The 16848-nt window shown below is 63.0% G+C and carries 28 protein-coding genes; 9 read left to right on the plus strand and 19 right to left on the minus strand.

Features of this window, described 5'->3' with window-relative positions; all coding sequences use genetic code 11:
• Window positions 1–34: 34 nt before the first annotated feature.
• The 4 genes from K3163_RS03790 to leuC are packed head-to-tail and all read right to left on the minus strand — an operon-like array spanning window position 35 to window position 3275.
• Window positions 35–1033, minus strand: a complete 999-nt coding sequence (locus K3163_RS03790) for an NADPH:quinone oxidoreductase family protein (RefSeq protein WP_221552496.1) — start codon at window positions 1031–1033, stop codon at window positions 35–37.
• The gene (gene leuD, locus K3163_RS03795) at window positions 1030–1641 is read right to left on the minus strand and encodes a 3-isopropylmalate dehydratase small subunit (protein WP_221552512.1); all 612 of its coding nucleotides are present in this window, start codon (window positions 1639–1641) and stop codon (window positions 1030–1032) included. The genes K3163_RS03790 and leuD overlap by 4 nt, the downstream gene beginning before the upstream one ends.
• Window positions 1641–1799 (minus strand): isopropylmalate isomerase, encoded by a 159-nt coding sequence (locus K3163_RS03800; RefSeq protein WP_221429133.1) that lies wholly within the window; start codon window positions 1797–1799, stop codon window positions 1641–1643. Before K3163_RS03800 ends, leuD begins: the two co-directional genes overlap by 1 nt.
• A gap of 39 nt (window positions 1800–1838) precedes the next feature.
• Window positions 1839–3275 (minus strand): 3-isopropylmalate dehydratase large subunit, encoded by a 1437-nt coding sequence (gene leuC, locus K3163_RS03805; protein WP_221552514.1) that lies wholly within the window; start codon window positions 3273–3275, stop codon window positions 1839–1841.
• 89 nt (window positions 3276–3364) lie between these two features.
• On the opposite strand from leuC, the gene K3163_RS03810 reads away from it, so the two are divergent.
• From K3163_RS03810 to K3163_RS03820, 3 genes are all read left to right on the plus strand, one after another.
• The gene (locus K3163_RS03810) at window positions 3365–3787 is read left to right on the plus strand and encodes an acyl-CoA thioesterase (protein WP_221429131.1); all 423 of its coding nucleotides are present in this window, start codon (window positions 3365–3367) and stop codon (window positions 3785–3787) included.
• A gap of 42 nt (window positions 3788–3829) precedes the next feature.
• Window positions 3830–4348 (plus strand): sterol desaturase family protein, encoded by a 519-nt coding sequence (locus K3163_RS03815; RefSeq protein WP_221552522.1) that lies wholly within the window; start codon window positions 3830–3832, stop codon window positions 4346–4348.
• 124 nt (window positions 4349–4472) lie between these two features.
• Window positions 4473–4763 (plus strand): hypothetical protein, encoded by a 291-nt coding sequence (locus K3163_RS03820; protein WP_221552525.1) that lies wholly within the window; start codon window positions 4473–4475, stop codon window positions 4761–4763.
• 12 nt (window positions 4764–4775) lie between these two features.
• Here K3163_RS03820 and K3163_RS03825 read toward each other — a convergent pair whose 3' ends face one another.
• A complete protein-coding gene (locus tag K3163_RS03825; RefSeq protein ID WP_160608000.1) occupies window positions 4776–4934 on the minus strand; it encodes a YqaE/Pmp3 family membrane protein in 159 nt (52 codons plus the stop codon).
• Window positions 4935–5097: 163 nt separating this feature from the next.
• Here K3163_RS03825 and K3163_RS03830 point away from each other — a divergent pair, with 163 nt between their 5' ends.
• Window positions 5098–7059 (plus strand): TIR domain-containing protein, encoded by a 1962-nt coding sequence (locus K3163_RS03830; protein ID WP_221552535.1) that lies wholly within the window; start codon window positions 5098–5100, stop codon window positions 7057–7059.
• 3 nt (window positions 7060–7062) lie between these two features.
• Here the strand turns inward: K3163_RS03830 and K3163_RS03835 are convergent, their stop codons facing one another.
• From K3163_RS03835 to K3163_RS03895, 13 genes are all read right to left on the minus strand, one after another.
• Window positions 7063–7413, minus strand: coding sequence for a YbaN family protein (locus tag K3163_RS03835; protein ID WP_221429127.1), 351 nt, complete (start codon window positions 7411–7413; stop codon window positions 7063–7065).
• A 1-nt stretch (window position 7414) separates the two neighbouring features.
• Window positions 7415–7822, minus strand: coding sequence for a SufE family protein (locus K3163_RS03840; protein WP_221552537.1), 408 nt, complete (start codon window positions 7820–7822; stop codon window positions 7415–7417).
• 43 nt (window positions 7823–7865) lie between these two features.
• Window positions 7866–8042 carry a hypothetical protein gene (locus tag K3163_RS03845; protein WP_221429568.1) on the minus strand — a complete coding sequence of 59 codons (177 nt, stop codon included), beginning with the start codon at window positions 8040–8042 and terminating at the stop codon, window positions 7866–7868.
• Window positions 8039–8275 carry a hypothetical protein gene (locus K3163_RS03850; protein ID WP_221429125.1) on the minus strand — a complete coding sequence of 79 codons (237 nt, stop codon included), beginning with the start codon at window positions 8273–8275 and terminating at the stop codon, window positions 8039–8041. The genes K3163_RS03845 and K3163_RS03850 overlap by 4 nt, the downstream gene beginning before the upstream one ends.
• Window positions 8276–8308: 33 nt before the next feature.
• A complete protein-coding gene (locus K3163_RS03855; protein WP_221429124.1) occupies window positions 8309–8605 on the minus strand; it encodes a hypothetical protein in 297 nt (98 codons plus the stop codon).
• On the minus strand, window positions 8602–8907 hold the full coding sequence (locus K3163_RS03860; protein ID WP_221552539.1) for a hypothetical protein: 306 nt from the start codon (window positions 8905–8907) through the stop codon (window positions 8602–8604). The genes K3163_RS03855 and K3163_RS03860 overlap by 4 nt, the downstream gene beginning before the upstream one ends.
• Window positions 8907–9215 (minus strand): hypothetical protein, encoded by a 309-nt coding sequence (locus tag K3163_RS03865; protein WP_221429460.1) that lies wholly within the window; start codon window positions 9213–9215, stop codon window positions 8907–8909. The genes K3163_RS03860 and K3163_RS03865 overlap by 1 nt, the downstream gene beginning before the upstream one ends.
• Window positions 9215–9544 carry a hypothetical protein gene (locus K3163_RS03870; RefSeq protein ID WP_221552541.1) on the minus strand — a complete coding sequence of 110 codons (330 nt, stop codon included), beginning with the start codon at window positions 9542–9544 and terminating at the stop codon, window positions 9215–9217. The genes K3163_RS03865 and K3163_RS03870 overlap by 1 nt, the downstream gene beginning before the upstream one ends.
• Complete coding sequence (locus K3163_RS03875; RefSeq protein WP_221429121.1) at window positions 9544–9849, minus strand: phage shock protein B; 306 nt, start codon at window positions 9847–9849, stop codon at window positions 9544–9546. Before K3163_RS03875 ends, K3163_RS03870 begins: the two co-directional genes overlap by 1 nt.
• Window positions 9850–9873: 24 nt before the next feature.
• Window positions 9874–10251, minus strand: coding sequence for an envelope stress response membrane protein PspC (gene pspC / locus K3163_RS03880; RefSeq protein ID WP_221429120.1), 378 nt, complete (start codon window positions 10249–10251; stop codon window positions 9874–9876).
• Window positions 10248–10544, minus strand: coding sequence for an envelope stress response membrane protein PspB (gene pspB, locus K3163_RS03885; RefSeq protein ID WP_221429119.1), 297 nt, complete (start codon window positions 10542–10544; stop codon window positions 10248–10250). Before pspB ends, pspC begins: the two co-directional genes overlap by 4 nt.
• A gap of 3 nt (window positions 10545–10547) precedes the next feature.
• Window positions 10548–11342, minus strand: a complete 795-nt coding sequence (pspA, locus tag K3163_RS03890) for a phage shock protein PspA (protein WP_221429459.1) — start codon at window positions 11340–11342, stop codon at window positions 10548–10550.
• Window positions 11343–11440: 98 nt separating this feature from the next.
• The gene (locus K3163_RS03895; RefSeq protein WP_221429118.1) at window positions 11441–11593 is read right to left on the minus strand and encodes a hypothetical protein; all 153 of its coding nucleotides are present in this window, start codon (window positions 11591–11593) and stop codon (window positions 11441–11443) included.
• 156 nt (window positions 11594–11749) lie between these two features.
• Between K3163_RS03895 and pspF the strand changes: the two genes are divergently transcribed.
• Entirely contained in the window at window positions 11750–12784 is a 1035-nt protein-coding gene (gene pspF / locus K3163_RS03900) for a phage shock protein operon transcriptional activator (protein ID WP_221552543.1), read from the plus strand.
• 78 nt (window positions 12785–12862) lie between these two features.
• Window positions 12863–13150 (plus strand): hypothetical protein, encoded by a 288-nt coding sequence (locus K3163_RS03905; RefSeq protein WP_221552546.1) that lies wholly within the window; start codon window positions 12863–12865, stop codon window positions 13148–13150.
• Between the two features lie 19 nt (window positions 13151–13169).
• On the opposite strand, the gene K3163_RS03910 is transcribed toward K3163_RS03905, so the two are convergent.
• The gene (locus tag K3163_RS03910; RefSeq protein ID WP_221552547.1) at window positions 13170–13646 is read right to left on the minus strand and encodes a hypothetical protein; all 477 of its coding nucleotides are present in this window, start codon (window positions 13644–13646) and stop codon (window positions 13170–13172) included.
• Between the two features lie 265 nt (window positions 13647–13911).
• Here K3163_RS03910 and rimP point away from each other — a divergent pair, with 265 nt between their 5' ends.
• From rimP to K3163_RS03925, 3 genes are read left to right on the plus strand one after another with little or no spacing between them, the layout of a single operon-like run.
• Window positions 13912–14469, plus strand: a complete 558-nt coding sequence (gene rimP / locus K3163_RS03915; protein ID WP_221429114.1) for a ribosome maturation protein RimP — start codon at window positions 13912–13914, stop codon at window positions 14467–14469.
• Window positions 14469–16136 (plus strand): transcription termination factor NusA, encoded by a 1668-nt coding sequence (gene nusA / locus K3163_RS03920; protein ID WP_221429113.1) that lies wholly within the window; start codon window positions 14469–14471, stop codon window positions 16134–16136. The genes rimP and nusA overlap by 1 nt, the downstream gene beginning before the upstream one ends.
• Window positions 16117–16842 carry a DUF448 domain-containing protein gene (locus tag K3163_RS03925; protein ID WP_221552549.1) on the plus strand — a complete coding sequence of 242 codons (726 nt, stop codon included), beginning with the start codon at window positions 16117–16119 and terminating at the stop codon, window positions 16840–16842. Before nusA ends, K3163_RS03925 begins: the two co-directional genes overlap by 20 nt.
• Window positions 16843–16848 lie beyond the last annotated feature (6 nt).

The raw sequence follows: 16848 nt of genomic DNA on the forward strand, positions 1-16848 counted from the left end.
TCACACGGCATAGCGGCAAGGGTATGGCGACGGATTAGTCCATCGTGACGACAAGTTTTCCGATCGCGCCGCGGTTCTCCAGCTTGGCGATGGCTTCATGTGCGCGCTCGAGCGGGTAGGTCTCGCTGACCAGCGGGTTGATCTTGCCCGCCTTCCACAGATCGAACAGCTCGGCGATGTTCTGGTTGTTGCGCTCCGGCTCGCGCGCGGTGAACGCACCCCAGAAGACGCCGCGAATGTCGCAGCTTTTCAGCAGGGTGAGGTTGAGCGGCATCTTGGCGATACCTGCCGGGAAGCCGATCACGAGGAAGCGGCCCTCCCAGGCGATCGAGCGCAGGGCAGGCTCGGAATAGTCGCCGCCCACGATGTCGTAGACGATGTCCGCACCATTGGGGCCGACGGCAGCCTTGAAGTCGTTGGCCAGCTGCTTGGAGGTGTCCTTGTCGAAGGGCGCGCGCGGGTAGATCACGACCTCGTCGGCACCGGCCTTCTTCGCGACCTCGCCTTTTTCCTCGGTCGAGACGGCAGCGACAACGCGGCAGCCATAGGCCTTGGCGAGTTCGACAGCCGAAAGGCCCACGCCGCCTGCAGCGCCCAGCACGAGAACGGTCTCGCCCTCCTTGATGTCGCCGCGGTCCTTGAGGCCATGGATCGTGGTGCCATAGGTCATCAGCAGCGCCGATGCCTGCACGAGGTCGATGCCTTCAGGCACCTTGAACAGGCGCGCGGCGGCTACCGCGACCTTTTCCTGCAGGCCGCCATTGCCGACGCCGCAGATCACCTTGTCGCCGACCGCGAAGCCTTCGACGCCTTCGCCCAGCGCCTCGATCGTGCCCGAGATCTCGCCGCCCGGCGCGAAGGGGCGCGGGGGCTTGAACTGGTACATGTCGCGGATGATCAGCGTGTCGGGAAAGTTGATCGCGCAGGCTGCCACGTCGATCAGGACTTCGCCCTTGCCGGGCGTGGGGGCTTCGATGTCCTCGACAACGAGGGTTTCGGGGCCGCCGGTTTCTTTCGACAGGACAGCTTTCATGCGGGTTCTCTCCGGTGTTTTCTGGGCGCATCGAGCCATGGGAGGCTTCCGGCGCGCTGTTTTTCGTGGGTTTCGATAGTCTCGTCGCGCTCGAGCGTCAGCCCGATCTCGTCGAGGCCGTTGAGCAGGCAATGCTTGCGGAAAGGATCGATTTCGAATCCGAAGCGATCCTGGAATGGCGTGGTGACGACCTGGTTTTCCAGATCGATGGTAATCGGGTGCTCTTTCGCGACTTCGAGCAGGCGGTCGACCTGCTCCTGCGACAGTTCGACCGCGAGGATGCCGTTCTTGAACGCATTGCCCGAAAATATGTCCGAGAAGCTCGGCGCGATGACTGCGGTCAGTCCCATGTCGAGCATGGCCCAAGCCGCGTGTTCACGGCTCGAACCACAACCGAAATTGTCGCCCGCGATCAGGATCGGGGCGCCGGCGAAGTCCTCGACATCGAAGGGATTTCCCGGGGCCGCGCGGATCGTCTCGAAGGCGCCCTTGCCGAGCCCTTCGCGGCTGACCGTTTTGAGCCAGTGCGCGGGAATGATGACATCGGTATCGACGTTCTTGAGGCCCAGCGGGATCGCCCGGCCGGAAATCGTCGATACCTTGTCCATCAATCAGTCTCCGGCTTCTCACCCGAGGGGATCGGCCCGGGCTGCGTGGGTTTGTTCTTCTTTTCGCGGCGCTTGTTCGCATAGAGCAGCGCGGCGGCGATGGCGGCGGAGCCGATGGCTCCTGCGATGGCGGCCTTGCCTTTGGGTAGTTTGGTCATGACCCCCTCATGGGATTTGACGCGGGCAAGGGCAAGAGGTCACTCGCTCATCAACTTGCGAACATCGGTGAGCCGACCGGTTACCGCGGCGGCAGCGGCCATGGCGGGGCTGAGCAAATGGGTGCGCGAGCCCGGCCCCTGGCGCCCGACGAAATTACGGTTGGAGGTCGATGCACAGCGTTCGCCCGGCGGGACCTTGTCGGGGTTCATCGCGAGGCAGGCCGAACAACCCGGTTCGCGCCATTCGAAACCGGCCTCGGTGAAAATGCGGTCGAGCCCCTCTTCCTCGGCTTGCAGCTTGACGAGGCCCGAGCCCGGCACGGCGATGGCCCAGCGCACATTCGCCGCTTTCTTGCGGCCCTTGAGGATCTCGGCCGCTGCGCGCAGGTCTTCGATCCGGCTGTTGGTGCAAGAGCCGATGAAGATGTTCTCGACCTCGACCTCTTCCAGCGGAGTGCCGGGGGCGAGGCCCATGTAATCGAGGCTCTTGCGGGCCGCTTCCTGTTTGGAGGGATCCGAGAAACTCTCGGGCGAGGGGACGCTGCCGCCGATCGCGACCACGTCTTCCGGGCTGGTACCCCAGCTAACCGTCGGCTCGACGTCGGCGGCGTCGATCACGACGGACTTGTCGAAGCTCGCACCGGGATCGGTCGCGAGCGATCGCCACCATGCGACCGCCTTGCCCCATGCTTCACCGCTCGGCGCGTAAGGGCGCCCTTTCAGGTAGTCGAAGACCACATCGTCGGGCGCGATCAAACCGGCGCGCGCGCCGCCCTCGATGCTCATGTTGCACACGGTCAGGCGGCCCTCGACGCTCATGCGCTCGAAGACCTTGCCGCGATATTCGATGACGTGGCCTGTACCGCCCGCGGTGCCGATCACGCCGATGATGTGGAGGATGAGGTCCTTGGGCGTGACGCCCGGGCCGAGTTCGCCCTCGACGCGGACTTCCATGGTCCTCGAAGGCCGCAACAATAGCGTCTGCGTGGCGAGTACATGCTCGACTTCGCTCGTGCCGATGCCGAAAGCCAGCGCGCCGATCCCGCCATGCGCCGCGGTGTGGCTGTCGCCGCATACAATAGTCGCACCGGGAAGCGAGAAGCCTTGTTCGGGCCCGACGACATGGACGATGCCCTGCTCGGGCGCGACCGCGTCTATATAGTCGATACCGAAAGAGGGCGCATTGCGTTCAAGAGCGGCGAGCTGCGCCGCGCTCTGCTTGTCCTCGATCGGCAGGCGCGAACCGTCCGGGGCCTTTCGCGCGGTCGTGGGGAGATTGTGGTCCGGGACTGCCAGCGTCAGGTCCGGGCGCCTGACCTTGCGTCCAGCGAGGCGCAGCGCCTCGAATGCCTGCGGACTGGTGACTTCGTGAACCAGGTGCCGGTCGATATAGACGAGACAGGTGCCATCGTCCTGTCGTTCGACCACGTGGGCGTCCCAGATCTTCTCGTAAAGTGTGCGCGGTTTGCTCGCCATGGGCGTGGTTTGGCCTCACTTTGGGACAGGCGCAAAAAGGCAAATCCAGAGTCTTCCAAACTTCATCTTTCTATGCTTTACTTACACTCATGTCAGCAAAGCCATTCTCTTTTCCGATCAAAGTCCTGCCCGCGGATATCGATTTCATGGGGCACGTGAACAATGCGCGCTATCTCAACTGGGTGCAGGACACTGTCCTTGCGCACTGGCAGAAACTCGCGCCGGCAGAGGAAGTGGCGAGCAAGGCCTGGGTCGCGCTCAAGCACGAGATCACCTATCGCAAGCCCGCCTTCCTCGACGACGAGGTGATCGCAGAGACAGTTCTCGAGAAGATCAAGGGCGCGCGCAGCTTCTACAACACGGTGATTCGCCGCGGAGAGGATGTTCTCGCCGAGGTGAAGAGCATGTGGTGCTGCCTTGATGCGAAAAGCCATATGCCCGCGCGGATCAGCCGCGAAGTGGCACGCGACTATTTCGGTATCGATACGCGCAAGACATCGCCCGACGCCTAGTCAGGCTTTGCGCTGCCCCTGTGCAGCGCCTATATTGCGACCATGGAAATCATCGCACCGATCCTGATTGTCCTTGCGACCGTCGCTGCCATGGAATGGGTGGCGTGGGCGAGCCACAAGTACATCATGCACGGCTTCGGCTGGGGATGGCACCGCGACCATCACGAGCCGCACGACAATGTGCTCGAAAAGAACGACCTCTACGCGATCGTCGGTGCCGCGATGAGCATTTCGATGTTTGCGCTCGGCAGCGAATGGGTTCTTGGTGCGAGTGCCTGGTGGCCAGCGACCTGGATCGGGCTCGGCATCCTGTTCTACGGCGTCATCTACACGCTGGTGCACGACGGGCTGGTCCATCAGCGCTATTTCAAATGGGTGCCCAAGAAGGGCTACGCGAAGCGCCTGGTCCAGGCCCACAAGCTGCACCATGCCACCATCGGCAAGGAAGGCGGCGTAAGCTTCGGTTTCGTCTTCGCGCAGGACCCTGCCAAGCTGAAAGCCGAACTCAAACGTCAGCGCGAAGCGGGCGAAGCGGTCGTTCGCGACAGCGCCGGGGCCTGATCACATCGCCGATCCGCTCGACCTGACAGGGGACTGGGACGGCAGCTTTTCCTATCCGGGCGGCGAGGCGACGACGCCTTTCCGCGTCAGGATATCCGAAACCTCGGGCAGGTTCTCAGGCTCGGTGATCGAGCCCGACATCTTTCGCCCGACTGCGACGATCGAGGCCGAGATTTCCGGTCACCGGACGGCCCGCTCGGTCGATTTCACCAAGGTCTATTTCGATGCGCCCCGCGGCTATGAAAACCCGGTCGATTACGTCGGCCAGATATCGAGCGACGGGCTGGAGGTAACCGGCGTCTGGAGCCTGCTCGACATGAACGGCACGTTCGAAATGCAACGCGAGCAGGGCATGGCCGAAACGGAAGAGGCCGAGACCGCTGAAACGGTCCCGGCCCCGGCCGAACTCGATTAATCTGTCGCCGCCTTACCTGGCGTAGTTCACGTAAAGACCGTGGATCAGGCCCGGAATGAATCCGAGCAGGGTCAGCACGAGATTCAGCAGCGTCGTACCACCAAGTCCGTGCTTGGCAGCAACGCCGAGCGGGGGAAGCAGGATGGTCGCGATCAGAATCAGAATTGCCATGGAGAGTGTCCTTTCGTCAGCCCTCCCGTCGTATGGCTTATCAACGGCTTGACCGGGTCTGGGTTCCGAAAAGACGGCCGTTTAGCGCTCCTCGCGGCCACTCCGCGCGGCCTATACGTTTGCGTTATTGGACAAGCGTGAAATTGATGGCACATTGCCCGCAATGGGGGATGTCTTCCTTTCCTATGCGCGGGCCGACCGGGAGCAGGCCGAGCGGCTGGCTGCCGAGATCGAGGCTGCCGGATATTCGGTCTGGTGGGATCGCCATATCGATGGCGGATCGGAATTTGCTGCAGAGATCGAACGCCGGCTGGAAGAAGCCCAGGTCGTGCTTGTCCTCTGGTCCAAGGACGGTGTCGCATCGCGCTGGGTTCGCGACGAGGCCGGAATAGGTCTCGAAGCGGGCAAGCTGGTCGCGACGAGCCTCGACGGGACGCCTCCTCCGATAGGTTTCAAGCAGATCCATGCGATCGACATGACCGACGAGCGGGGACACTCGGACCTGCTGCGCGCTTTGGGTCACAGGCTCACGAGCCTGCCGGGAACGCCCGCCCCAGAAGTCGAACGACCGGCGGCCAACAGGGCGATCGCCATACTGATGGTAGCCATGGCTCTCGTTGTGGTTGCCGCGGGCTTCTGGTGGACCAACCGGTCCAGCGACAGCGAGGCCCTGGCCAGCGAACAGGCAAGCGAGCAGACCGGCGTCGCCGTCCTTCCCTTCCGGTCGCTGTCCGACGACGAGGACGACAAGTACTTCGCGGAAGGCGTTGCCGAGGAAATCCTCAACCGGCTCAGCGCACTCGCGGAACTCAGGGTCACCGCACGGTCCTCGAGTTTCCAGCTTGCCGGCACCGACCTGCCGGTCGGGGAGGTGGCGAAGCAGCTCGGCGTCACCCACCTCGTCGACGGTACGGTGCGCAGGAATGGCAATGACTGGCGGGTGACCGCGCAACTCGTCCGTGCGGAAGACGGTAGCCAGCTATGGAGCGATACCTATGATGTGACCGGCTCCGACATCCTGGCGGTGCAATCGGAAATAGCCGAGCGTGCAGCCGAAGCTCTCGGCGTCCTGCTCGATGGCGACAAGCGGTCACGGATGGCCGAGGCGGGTATCGACAATCCCGAGGCCTATGCACTTTTCGCACGCGGCATGGAGCTGTTCGGCAAGGTGCACAACCAGGGCGCGACATACGAAAACCTTGCCGAGGCTAACGAGTATTTCGACCGTGCCTTCGCACTTGAACCACGGTTCTGGAACGCGCAGGTCGCGGCGATTGACCGCTTCAGCCATTTGCTGACCGATCACAGTATCGGCTTCCCCGTGGGTGGGCCCGAAGTGGCTGAGGAAGCGCGGCTCGAGATCGAGCGCAGACTGGCCGCCGCGCGCGCCAATGCGCCACGTTGGGCATACGCCGTGCTCGACCAGCAGGCGATCCAGTATTCGAACGATTGGTCGGATGCGCGCGAAATCGTCGAGCGTATGCTGCGGGAGGAAAGCGGCTGCAGCGTGCTCACGAGCTACAACGACTGGCTGGTCATCCGGCTGGGCCTGGTCGACGAATACATCGACTATTCAAGGCGCCTCCAGAAATGCGACCCTCTCACCAGCCGCACACCGCTCGTCGCCATGCTGATCTATTCGGGGAAAGTGGACGAGGCGATCGAGATCGCAGAGACGTCGGGCGACAATTCGGAAGCCATGCACCGTATCCATGTGCTCGCGCTTGTCGCAGCAGGCCGTACGGAAGATGCACGCGAAGTGCTCGATCGCATGGACCCCCAAGCGTATTATCACGGGCAGGCGGAGACTTGGATACTTGCCGCCGAAGGCGACCGCGAGGGGCTGGAAAACCAATTCGAGAAATATCAGCAGCAGGGCGCCCCCGACGTTGCCCTGTTGCACGTGGCGACGCTCATGGGCGACCGCGAGACAGCCAATAAATACGCGGCGCGGATCGATGCGCGGCCTGCCGGGCCGATCTGGTTTGCAAACAGCGGGATCGTTACCTGCCATTGCGGCAACGGCTTCGATCTCGATGCCACGCCGCGCTTCAAGGCCCGGCTGATCGAGGCCGGCGCCTCGCTCGATTTGCCATCGCCAGTCGACTGGCCGCTTCAGCGGTAGCGGCTATTCGTTGCGGGTGGCGATCCAGCTGCCGGCAATCACGAGGATGGCGACGGAAATCCAGTACCACGGGTATCCGAGGGTGAAGTAGGTCACCACCGCGCCGGTTGCCATGGCACCGATAGCCATTGTCTTTGCGCGGCGGCTGATCGCGCGGCGCTCGGTCCAGTCGCGGACCTGCGGGCCCCAAGTCGGGTGATCGAGGATCTTCTGCTCGAGCTCGGGGCTTGAGCGAGCGAAGAAGTATACCGCCAGCAGGAGGAAGGGGACGGTCGGCATGATCGGAAGCGCTGCCCCGATCGCGCCAAGGCCCACGCTGATGAAGCCGAGGGCGCGGTAGACCGTCCGCTTCATGTCAGCTGGCCGCGATCCTGGCAGCGTGATCCTTCACCAGCGCGATCATGTTGGGCACGCCCTGTGTCCGGTTGCTCGAAAGCTGGTTCTTCAGGTCGAACGGCTCGAGCGCTGCGTGGATGTCCATGCCGGCAACTTCCGCGGCGGCCTTGTCCTGCACGGCCGAGATCACGAGCGCGACGATGCCCTTGGTAATCGCGGCGTTGCTGTCGGCGAGGAAATGGAGCTTGCCGCTATCGCCCGTGGGATAGACCCAGACGCTGGCCGAGCAGCCGCGCACCAGCGTGGCGTCGGTCTTGAGCGCGTCGGGCATCTCGTCGAGCTCGCGGCCGAGTTCGATCAGCAGGCGATAACGCTCGTCGCCTTCGAGGAACTCGTATTCTTCTTGGATATCGGAGAGAGAACGCATGGCCGCGCCATCTAGCGGTGCGCGGCGCCCGCGTCCATCGGGCTCAGCCCATCAGCCCGCCGGGGCGGGTAAATGCATGGTAGATGACGTAAATCCAGCTGATAAAGCCGTGAAATATGGCCCAGAGGATCGACTGGTTCTTGGTCCAGGAGATCGCGATGGCGATCGCGCTGCCCATGCCGATCCCGACCTTGGCGACTTCACCGCCGCGCTCGATCACAGGTCGACCCCGCTGGCGATGGCCTCGAGCTTCTTGATGCGCTCTTTCAGGTCGGCGAGCTCGATGCGCGCTGCGCCCATCGACGAGCCTTCTTCCTGCCGCGGGCCGGAATGCTCTTCCAGCTCACGCCGCTTGAGGTCAAGCCAGCCCTGCCAGCCGCGCAGCATGGCGGCAGCCACGATGACCAGCCCGGTCAGGCTTGCCGCTGCAATGATCATTGTCGGTTCGAACATTTCCCCATGTCCTCCTTGAACCAGTGCCTATCCCTATTCGCCTTTGCCGGGCTGCTTGTCGCGCAGCGCCTCGATCTCGGCGGATATTCTCTTCGTTTCCTGCGCATCGAGCGAGTTGCCGTCGGTGGCGATACGCTCGAGCACCTTGATGCGCTCACGCAGGTCCTCGATTTCATGCTCGGTCTCGGCATCGCGTAGCGCATTGCCGAAGCTTTCCTTGCCGGTCTCATCCACGATGATGCCGCGCTCCGCGCGGTGGCGGGCCTTGACCATCTGGACCACGCCCCACACCACGATGGCGACGACTGCGACGATGGCCCATCCACTCACGATGCCGGCTCCCGCTTGTCCTCGACCGCGTCGAGGGCGCGCAGTTCGTCAATCTGCGAGGCGAGCGCATGGTTGCTGTCGGTCGCGATGCGTTCGAGTACCCGGAGGCGCTCCTCCATCTTGGAGTAGTCGCCCTTCTGGAAGCGGGCCTGTTCGGCGCGTGCCTGCTCGATCTGTGCCTTGAGTTCGAGCTTGCGCTCGTCGGCACGGATCTGACTGCGATGGATCAGGATGCCCGTCACCATGCCAAGGCTGGCGATGGTCAGGATGAACCCGAAAATGAGTATAAGATCGGCGTCCATCAGTTTGCCTCCGACTTGTCACGCAGGCGATCGATTTCGCTAGTGAGGTGGTAGCCGCTGTCGGTCACGATGCGCTCGACATTGCCGAGGCGATCCTTGAGCGAACCGAGTTCGGCACGCAGTTCGGCGTTTTCCTGGGTGAGCAGCTTTACGCGCTCCACCGCCTGGTCGTTCTTCGGGTAGACGGCCTTGCCCCAGCTGTTTTCCAGCGGGTAGCCGTTCTTGATCCGAAGCCAGGTGTTTACGATCCAGCCGCCGGTCATGATCGCAACACCTGCAATGATCGCGGTTTCGGAAAGAAATTCCATCATGCCTTCTCCGAGGTCTTGATATCGAGCGGCACGCCGGTGCCGGTGTCGCGCAGGGCTTCGATCTCGTCGCTGAGTGAGTAGCCGCGATCGGTGACGATCTTCTCGAGCACGATCATGCGGTCCTGCATGGAGTCGAGCTTGTCATGCAGTTCGCGGTTTTCCTCGCGCAGGCGCTTGGTTTCCGCGCTGTCGCTGCGCTCGGTCTTGCCGCCCCACTCGTCTTCGAGCGAGTAGCCGTGCTTGGCGCGGATCCAGTTGTTGATCAGCCAGCCAGCCGTGCTGAGCGCCACGATGGCGATGACAAAGGAGGGGCCACCCCAGTCCATTATGCTTTTTCTCCCTGTTTGATATCGAGCGGCACGCCGCTGCCCTTTTCTTCGACCTGGCGCTGGTCACGCAGCGCCTCGATCTGAGTGGCAACGTCGTAGCCCTTGTCGGTCACGATGCGCTCCAGCACCTGGACTCGGTCTTCGAGCTGCTGCACCCGGCTGGCGTATTGCGCGGCCTTTTCGGAACTCGCTTCGGCGGTGGCCGAGATGCGCTTTTCCTCGAGCTTGCGCTGGTTCACCAGGTAGATGATGCCCAGAACCATGATGAAGGGTGCAAGCGGGATCAGTATTGCCAGATCCATGGTCTTTCCTCCCCTCTTCGCGGCTTAGCGCAGGCGCTCGATTTCGGCGTTCAGGCGCGGGTTGTTGCTGACGTAGAAGGTCTCGACGTCGGCCAGGCGGCGATCGATGTCCTTCATGCGGCTGCGGATTTCGCGAGCGGTGCGCTTCGGGTTCTGGCGCACGCCCTGCCAGTACTTCTGCTCGGCAGGCTCCGAATAGAGATGCGCGGGCTTCTTGTTCAGCAGCAGGCCGGCGAGGAAGTAGAACGGGATGGTCGAGCCGCCGGTCATGAACGTCAGGCCGAGGAAGCCGAGGCGAACCCAGAAGGCATCGACGCCGGTATAGTCGGCGATGCCCGAGCACACGCCCATCAGCTTCGCATTGCTCTTGTCGCGATAGAGGGTCGTACGGGGGGAGTTCACTTCGAGGCTCCTTTCTTCTCGGAAATCAGCTGTTCGAGTTCGCGCAGCTGCTGGTTGTCCTGCTCGCTGTCATGGACGAGGCGTGCGGGACGGAAATCGGGGTTATCGGAAGCGACCAGGCGCTCGACAGTGTCCATGCGGTCATCGAGGCGCTTGGCGAGGTTGTAGAGTTCCTCCAGCAGCGCTTCGTCATCGGTGGTGATGGTGGCCGAGGTCTTCCACTTCGTGATGTAGTGGAGAATGATCCACGGCAGCGCGATGAAAATCGATACGATTGCAAAAATCTCGTCCACGGATCAGTCCTCTTTCTTGGCGCTGTCCTTACCGAGCGCCTTCTTCATCTGTTCAAGTTCGTCGTCGATCGCATCGGCACCTTCGAGGGCAGCGATTTCGTCGGCGAGGCTGGGCTTTTCCTTGCCATCGGTGATGGCGAGGGCGTCGGCACGGCCTTCGGCGTAGTCGACGCGGCGTTCGAGCTGGTCGAAGCGGCTGAGCGCGTCGTCGACCCGGTCTTCGGTCATCAGCGTGCGCAGTTTAACACGGTTTTCCGCGCTCTCGAGACGCGCCGCGATGGCGGTCTGGCGGCTGCGGGCTTCGCGCAGGCGGTTCTGCAGCTTCTGGATGTCCTGTTCGTAGGCGCGCAGCGCATCGTCGAGCACTGCGATTTCCTGCTTGAGCTGGTCGGCCATGTCGCCGGCCTTTTTCTTCTCGACCAGGGCTGCACGGGCCAGGTCTTCGCGGTCCTTCGACAGCGCGAGCTGTGCCTTCTCGCCCCAGTCTGCCTGGAGCTTGTCCAGCTTGACGGTGTGGCGGTGCATTTCCTTCTGGTCGGCGATGGTGCGTGCGGCACTCGCGCGGACCTCGACCAGCGTTTCCTCCATTTCGAGGATGATCATGCGGATCATCTTCTGCGGATCGTCCGCCTTGTCGAGCATGTCATTGAAGTTGGCCGCGATGATGTCACGGGTACGGCTGAAGATTCCCATCAAAGGTGCTCCACTAGAGAAAAAGTCGGCGGCGCGCTGGCCTGTGTCCTTGGTCGGCGTCGGCGAACGACGGAGCCGTTCTACCTCGCTATCGAGCCGCGACAAGGTTACGCGGTTGGGGCGGGCCGAAGCGTCCTTGCGCGATGAAGCGCGGGGGGGACTGTCGGGAGTAGAACGCTCCGGCCCGAGGGGATCGAAATTGCTCACGCGATCTCCACATGATCGATCGATGCCACCAGCGGCATCGGGGTGGTAACCGCAATCTGTGAGCTCAAGGCGACGAATGCCGTCATCATTGCGATGCTGGCGAGGGCTGCCTTGCCGAGTTGGGTGCTGAAGAACTTGCGGTCGTACATGGTGTCCTCCCTGGACTGAAACTGTTGTTGTCCCATGTTCAGCAAGCAGTGTGCCAAACTCGAAAAACGGGAGAAAACCGCGCCGTTTGCGGAGATTGGTGATTTTTCCCATGGCGGGGATTGCCAAGGCTTGGTGAAAATTCCTATATATTGGCCATGGAGCGGGAAAATCAGTTTCTCGGGCAGTCAGGCGCCTTCCTCGATGCGGTCGAGCGGACCAGCCGTGCGGCCCCCATGCGCAGGCCCGTGCTGGTTATCGGCGAGCGCGGTACCGGCAAGGAGCTGATTGCCGAACGCCTGCATCGCCTGTCGACCCGTTGGGACGAGCCTCTCGTCACTATGAACTGCGCCGCGCTCCCCGAAACGCTGATTGAGGCGGAGCTGTTCGGCCACGAGGCCGGGGCATTCACGGGTGCTACCAAACAACGCGCCGGAAGGTTCGAGGAAGCCGACAAGGGCACTCTATTCCTCGACGAACTGGGTACTTTGTCGATGGGCGCACAAGAACGCCTGTTGCGCGCCGTCGAATATGGCGAGGTCACCCGCATCGGTTCCTCTCGCCCGATCCGTGTCGACGTTCGCATCGTGGCGGCGACCAATGAGGATTTGCCCGCCAAGGCGGAGCGCGGCGAATTCCGCGCCGACCTGCTCGACCGGCTGAGTTTCGAGGTCATTACCTTGCCGCCGCTGCGCGTGCGCGAAGGCGATATCGAGGTGCTGGCAGACTATTTCGGGCGCCGCATGGGCGCAGAGCTCGGCTGGGAAGCCTGGCCCGGTTTCGCCGATCACGTGGCCGAAGAACTGGAGAACCACCAGTGGCCGGGCAATGTGCGCGAGCTGCGCAACGTGGTCGAGCGCGCGGTCTATCGCTGGGACGACTGGAGCGCGCCCATCGGGCATGTCGTGTTCGATCCCTTCGACAGCCCGTGGAAGCCGGTGTCGATGCCGTCCTCGCGTCCGAAGGCGGAGCAACCTGCGGCCCAGCCGGCGCCTGCCGCCGCGGCCACGCCCGATCTCGAGCATGTCGACGATCTCAAGGCGGCAGTCGAGGAGCACGAGCGCGCCATCGTCGAGCACGCACTCGGCAAGCATCGCTGGAACCAGCGCCAGACCGCCAAGGCGCTCGGCCTTAGCTACGACCAGCTGCGCCACTGCATCAAGAAGCATGGATTGATGGAAGAGGCCGAGTAGCCAAGCCCTTATTTATTAGGCTTTTCTTCAGTTTCGCGAGCTATTTCGCCCCTGTTCAAATGCCAGGGGGAAAATCAGATGGGCTTTTCGCTACTCGATTTGCATGATGCCTACGAAATCGCGCGCAATGCGTCCGAAACCGACGAGCAGCGTGCCGAACGTGAACGGCACGAGCGACAGACTTTCCCTCTCCGGCTAATCGTCGCTGGCGTGCTCGCCGGCATCTTCCTCATCGGCATGTTCACCATGGTCTCGTCCATGGACGCAGAGGGGGCGAAGCCGAAGGCCGAGGCGGCACCGGCCGCCGTCGCCCCCAAGCCGGCTGTGGACTGCAACAAGAACCCCTGGGGTCTAGGCTGTCCCTGAGCGGCCATTTCCAACCGCGTCAGGCTTCTGCCTCGTCGCGGCGACAGGTAAGCTCGTCCGCTCCTATATATAGGACCACGTTCTCGCCCACAGGTTCGATCCAGAGGTCGTCCATACCCTGGCGCACGGCCACGACAGGTCGTGAATGCATGAAGGCCGACTCGATGAAGCCTTCGCCCCGACGGTGCTCGAGCGTGTCGCGCGGCGTGTAGAGGTCGAGGTTTCCGCTCCAGGCGGTCAGAACATATTCGGCCGGCCGGTCCTTTGGCGGTTTCTCGGTGAAGTCGCAGGCATCGCTTTGCTGTGGCTCGAGGCGGTTGATCCATGTCCCTATCCCCGGATTGGGGTCCTGCCGGTCGGCAAACTCGGGCAGCCCTTCCTCGGGCGTCCAGGCCGCATCGCGTTCGCGCGGGCCGGTGTCGGGCGCTTCTTCGACGGTTTCGCCGCAGGCGCTCAGCGTCAGCAAGGCGGCGATGGTTGAAATGACAAGTCTCATCTCGCATCCCCTCGTTCAAGGGCTCTCCCGGCCAATTTGGCTGAACGGGAAGACCGGGGAGCACGGCGCGGCCTTGTTGACCGCGAGTCGATCATACCACGAAGCCGCGCGAATGCAGAACTGTGTTGCTTTTTGCAGGACTCGCCCCTATCTGCCTCCCATCCCGACATTGTCGCGACATTGTAGGGGCTGGCGCCGCAAGGGGCCGGCCGAAAAGCCTTTGAGCAACCCGGATGTCGCATTGCATGTCTAAGACGGAGTACGAATGGCTGATCTTGAGCGCTTGAACGAAGTGATCGAACCCGAAGCGAAGGCGCTGGGTTTCGAACTCGTGCGCGTCAAGATGATGCCTTCGGAAGCCGGCGACGGCGGCGAAGCGCTCCAGATCATGGCGGAAGACCCGGCAACTGGGCAGCTGGTGATCGAACAGTGTGCCGCCCTCTCGCGCCGCGTTTCGGAAAAGCTCGATCAGCTCGAAGAGCAGGGCGAGGTGCTGATCGAAGGCGCCTACCACCTCGAGGTGAGTTCGCCCGGCATCGACCGTCCGCTGACCCGCGCCAAGGATTTCGCCAACTGGGCAGGGCACGAGGCCAAGATTTCCATGGCCAAGGGCTTTGACGGCCAGCGCAATTACAAGGGCGAACTCAAGGGTATCGAAGGTGACGACGTCGTCATCGAGGATGCCAAGGCGGGCGAGGTCAAACTCGATCGCAACCAGATCCACTCGGCAAAGCTCGTCTTGACCGACGAGCTTATTGCCGCCACCCAGCCGCTCGATACGAGCGGTGCCGACGACATCGAAGAAGAAAAGGCAGACGACTGATGGCCAGCGCCATTTCCGCCAACAAGGCTGAACTCCTTGCAATCGCGAACGCGGTCGCATCGGAAAAGATGATCGACAAGTCCATCGTGATCGAAGCGATGGAAGAGGCGATCCAGAAGTCCGCCCGCAACCGGTACGGCGCGGAGAACGACATTCGTGCCAAGCTCGACCCGCAGACCGGCGATCTTCGCCTGTGGCGTGTCGTCGAGGTCGTCGAAGAAGTTGAAGACTACTTCAAGCAGGTCGATCTCAAGCAGGCCCAGAAGCTTCAGGACGATGCCAAGATCGGCGATTTCATCGTTGACCCGCTGCCCCCGGTCGACCTCGGTCGTATCGATGCGCAGTCGGCCAAGCAGGTCATCTTCCAGAAGGTCCGCGACGCTGAGCGCGAGCGCCAGTATGAAGAGTTCAAGGACCGCGCAGGCGAAGTCATCACCGGCGTGATCAAGTCGGTCGAATTCGGCCACGTGATCGTGAACCTCGGCCGTGCCGAAGGCGTCATCCGCCGCGACCAGCAGATCCCGCGCGAAGCCGCCCGTGTCGGCGAGCGTGTCCGCGCGCTGATCACCAAGGTGGAGCGCAACAACCGCGGTCCGCAGATCTTCCTGAGCCGCGCGCACCCCGATTTCATGCGCAAGCTGTTCGCGCAAGAAGTGCCCGAAATCTACGACGGCATCATCGAGATCAAGGCCGCCGCCCGCGACCCGGGCAGCCGCGCCAAGATCGGCGTCATCAGCCACGACAGCAGCATCGATCCCGTCGGCGCCTGCGTCGGCATGAAGGGTAGCCGCGTCCAGGCCGTCGTGCAGGAACTGCAGGGCGAGAAGATCGACATCATTCCCTGGTCGGAAGATGGCGCGACCTTCATCGTGAACGCGCTCCAGCCGGCCACCGTCAGCCGCGTCGTCCTCGACGAGGAAGACGGCCGCATCGAAGTCGTCGTTCCCGACGACCAGCTGTCGCTCGCGATCGGCCGCCGCGGCCAGAACGTGCGCCTCGCCAGCCAGCTGACCGGCAACCAGATCGACATCATGACCGAGGAAGAAGCCTCGGAGAAGCGCCAGAAGGAATTCGCCGAGCGTTCGAAGATGTTCGAAGAGGAACTGGACGTCGACGAAACGCTCTCGCAGCTGCTCGTCGCCGAAGGCTTCGCCGAGCTCGAGGAAGTCGCCTATGTCGAGCTGGACGAACTCGCCAGCATCGAAGGCTTCGACGAGGAACTGGCCGAAGAACTCCAGAACCGCGCCAAGGAAGCGCTCGATCGCCAGGAAGCTGCGCACCGCGAGGCACGCCGCGAACTGGGTGTCGAGGACGACCTTGCGGAACTGCCGCACATCACCGAAGCGATGCTCGTCACGCTCGGCAAGGCAGGCCTCAAGACGCTCGACGACGTGGCCGACCTCGCCACCGACGAACTGATCGCCAAGAAGCGCGAGGCTCCGCGCCGCCGGAACAACAATCCCGACGGCCCGCCGATGCGCCGCGATCGCCCCATGCGCGAGCAGGACAAGGGCGGTGTGCTTGGCGAATACGGTCTGACCGAAGAGCAGGGCAACGAGATCATCATGGCTGCCCGCGCCCATTGGTTCGAAGACGAAGAGGAAGCTCCGGCAGCCGCCGACGCGACCGACACGCAGGAGGCCGCCGATGCGGACTCCACCCAATGAGCGCCTGAGCCCCGACATCGCTGAAGCCCCCCGGCCCCGTAAATCGGAGCCCGAAAGGCGCTGCATCCTTTCCGGAGAGACGGACACGCGCGACGCGCTTGTCCGCCTCGCCGTCTCGCCTTCCGGCCTGGTCCTGCCCGATGCGCAGGAAAAGGCACCGGGGCGGGGTGCCTGGGTGTGCTCCTCGCGCCAGCAGATCGAACAGGCGCTTGCCGACGGCAAGCTGAAGGGCGGCCTCTCGCGCGCCTTCAAGACCGGCGACCTCGAGATCCCGGAGAACCTGCCCGAGAAGATCGAGGAGGCGCTCACTCGCGTCCTGCTCGACCGGCTGGGGCTCGAAATGCGCGTCGGAGCCCTTATCTTGGGGACGCAGCGCATTGCCGAGACGGCGCGGATGGGCGGCGTGGCGCTTCTGCTACACGCTAGTGATGCCAGCGAGGACGGGCGCAAGAAGCTCGACCAGGCCTGGCGCGTCGGCCGCGAGGCCGAAGGCTCGGGCGAGAGGGGCTGGACGCTACCACTGGACCGCGACGCTTTGTCTGTGGCATTGGGCCGCGACAATGTCGTCCATCTCGGTCTGACACATGATGCTTCTGCCGCGCGGGTGCTCAAGCCCTTGAAGCGGCTGATGCATTACCTGGGGCAAGACATCCCGACTGAATATGGGCGTGCCGAGATGCGCGCCGCTGACGATACGAACGATTGAACGAAG

Origin of the sequence: Qipengyuania xiapuensis (genome assembly GCF_019711395.1) — a bacterium.
Lineage (GTDB): Bacteria > Pseudomonadota > Alphaproteobacteria > Sphingomonadales > Sphingomonadaceae > Qipengyuania > Qipengyuania xiapuensis.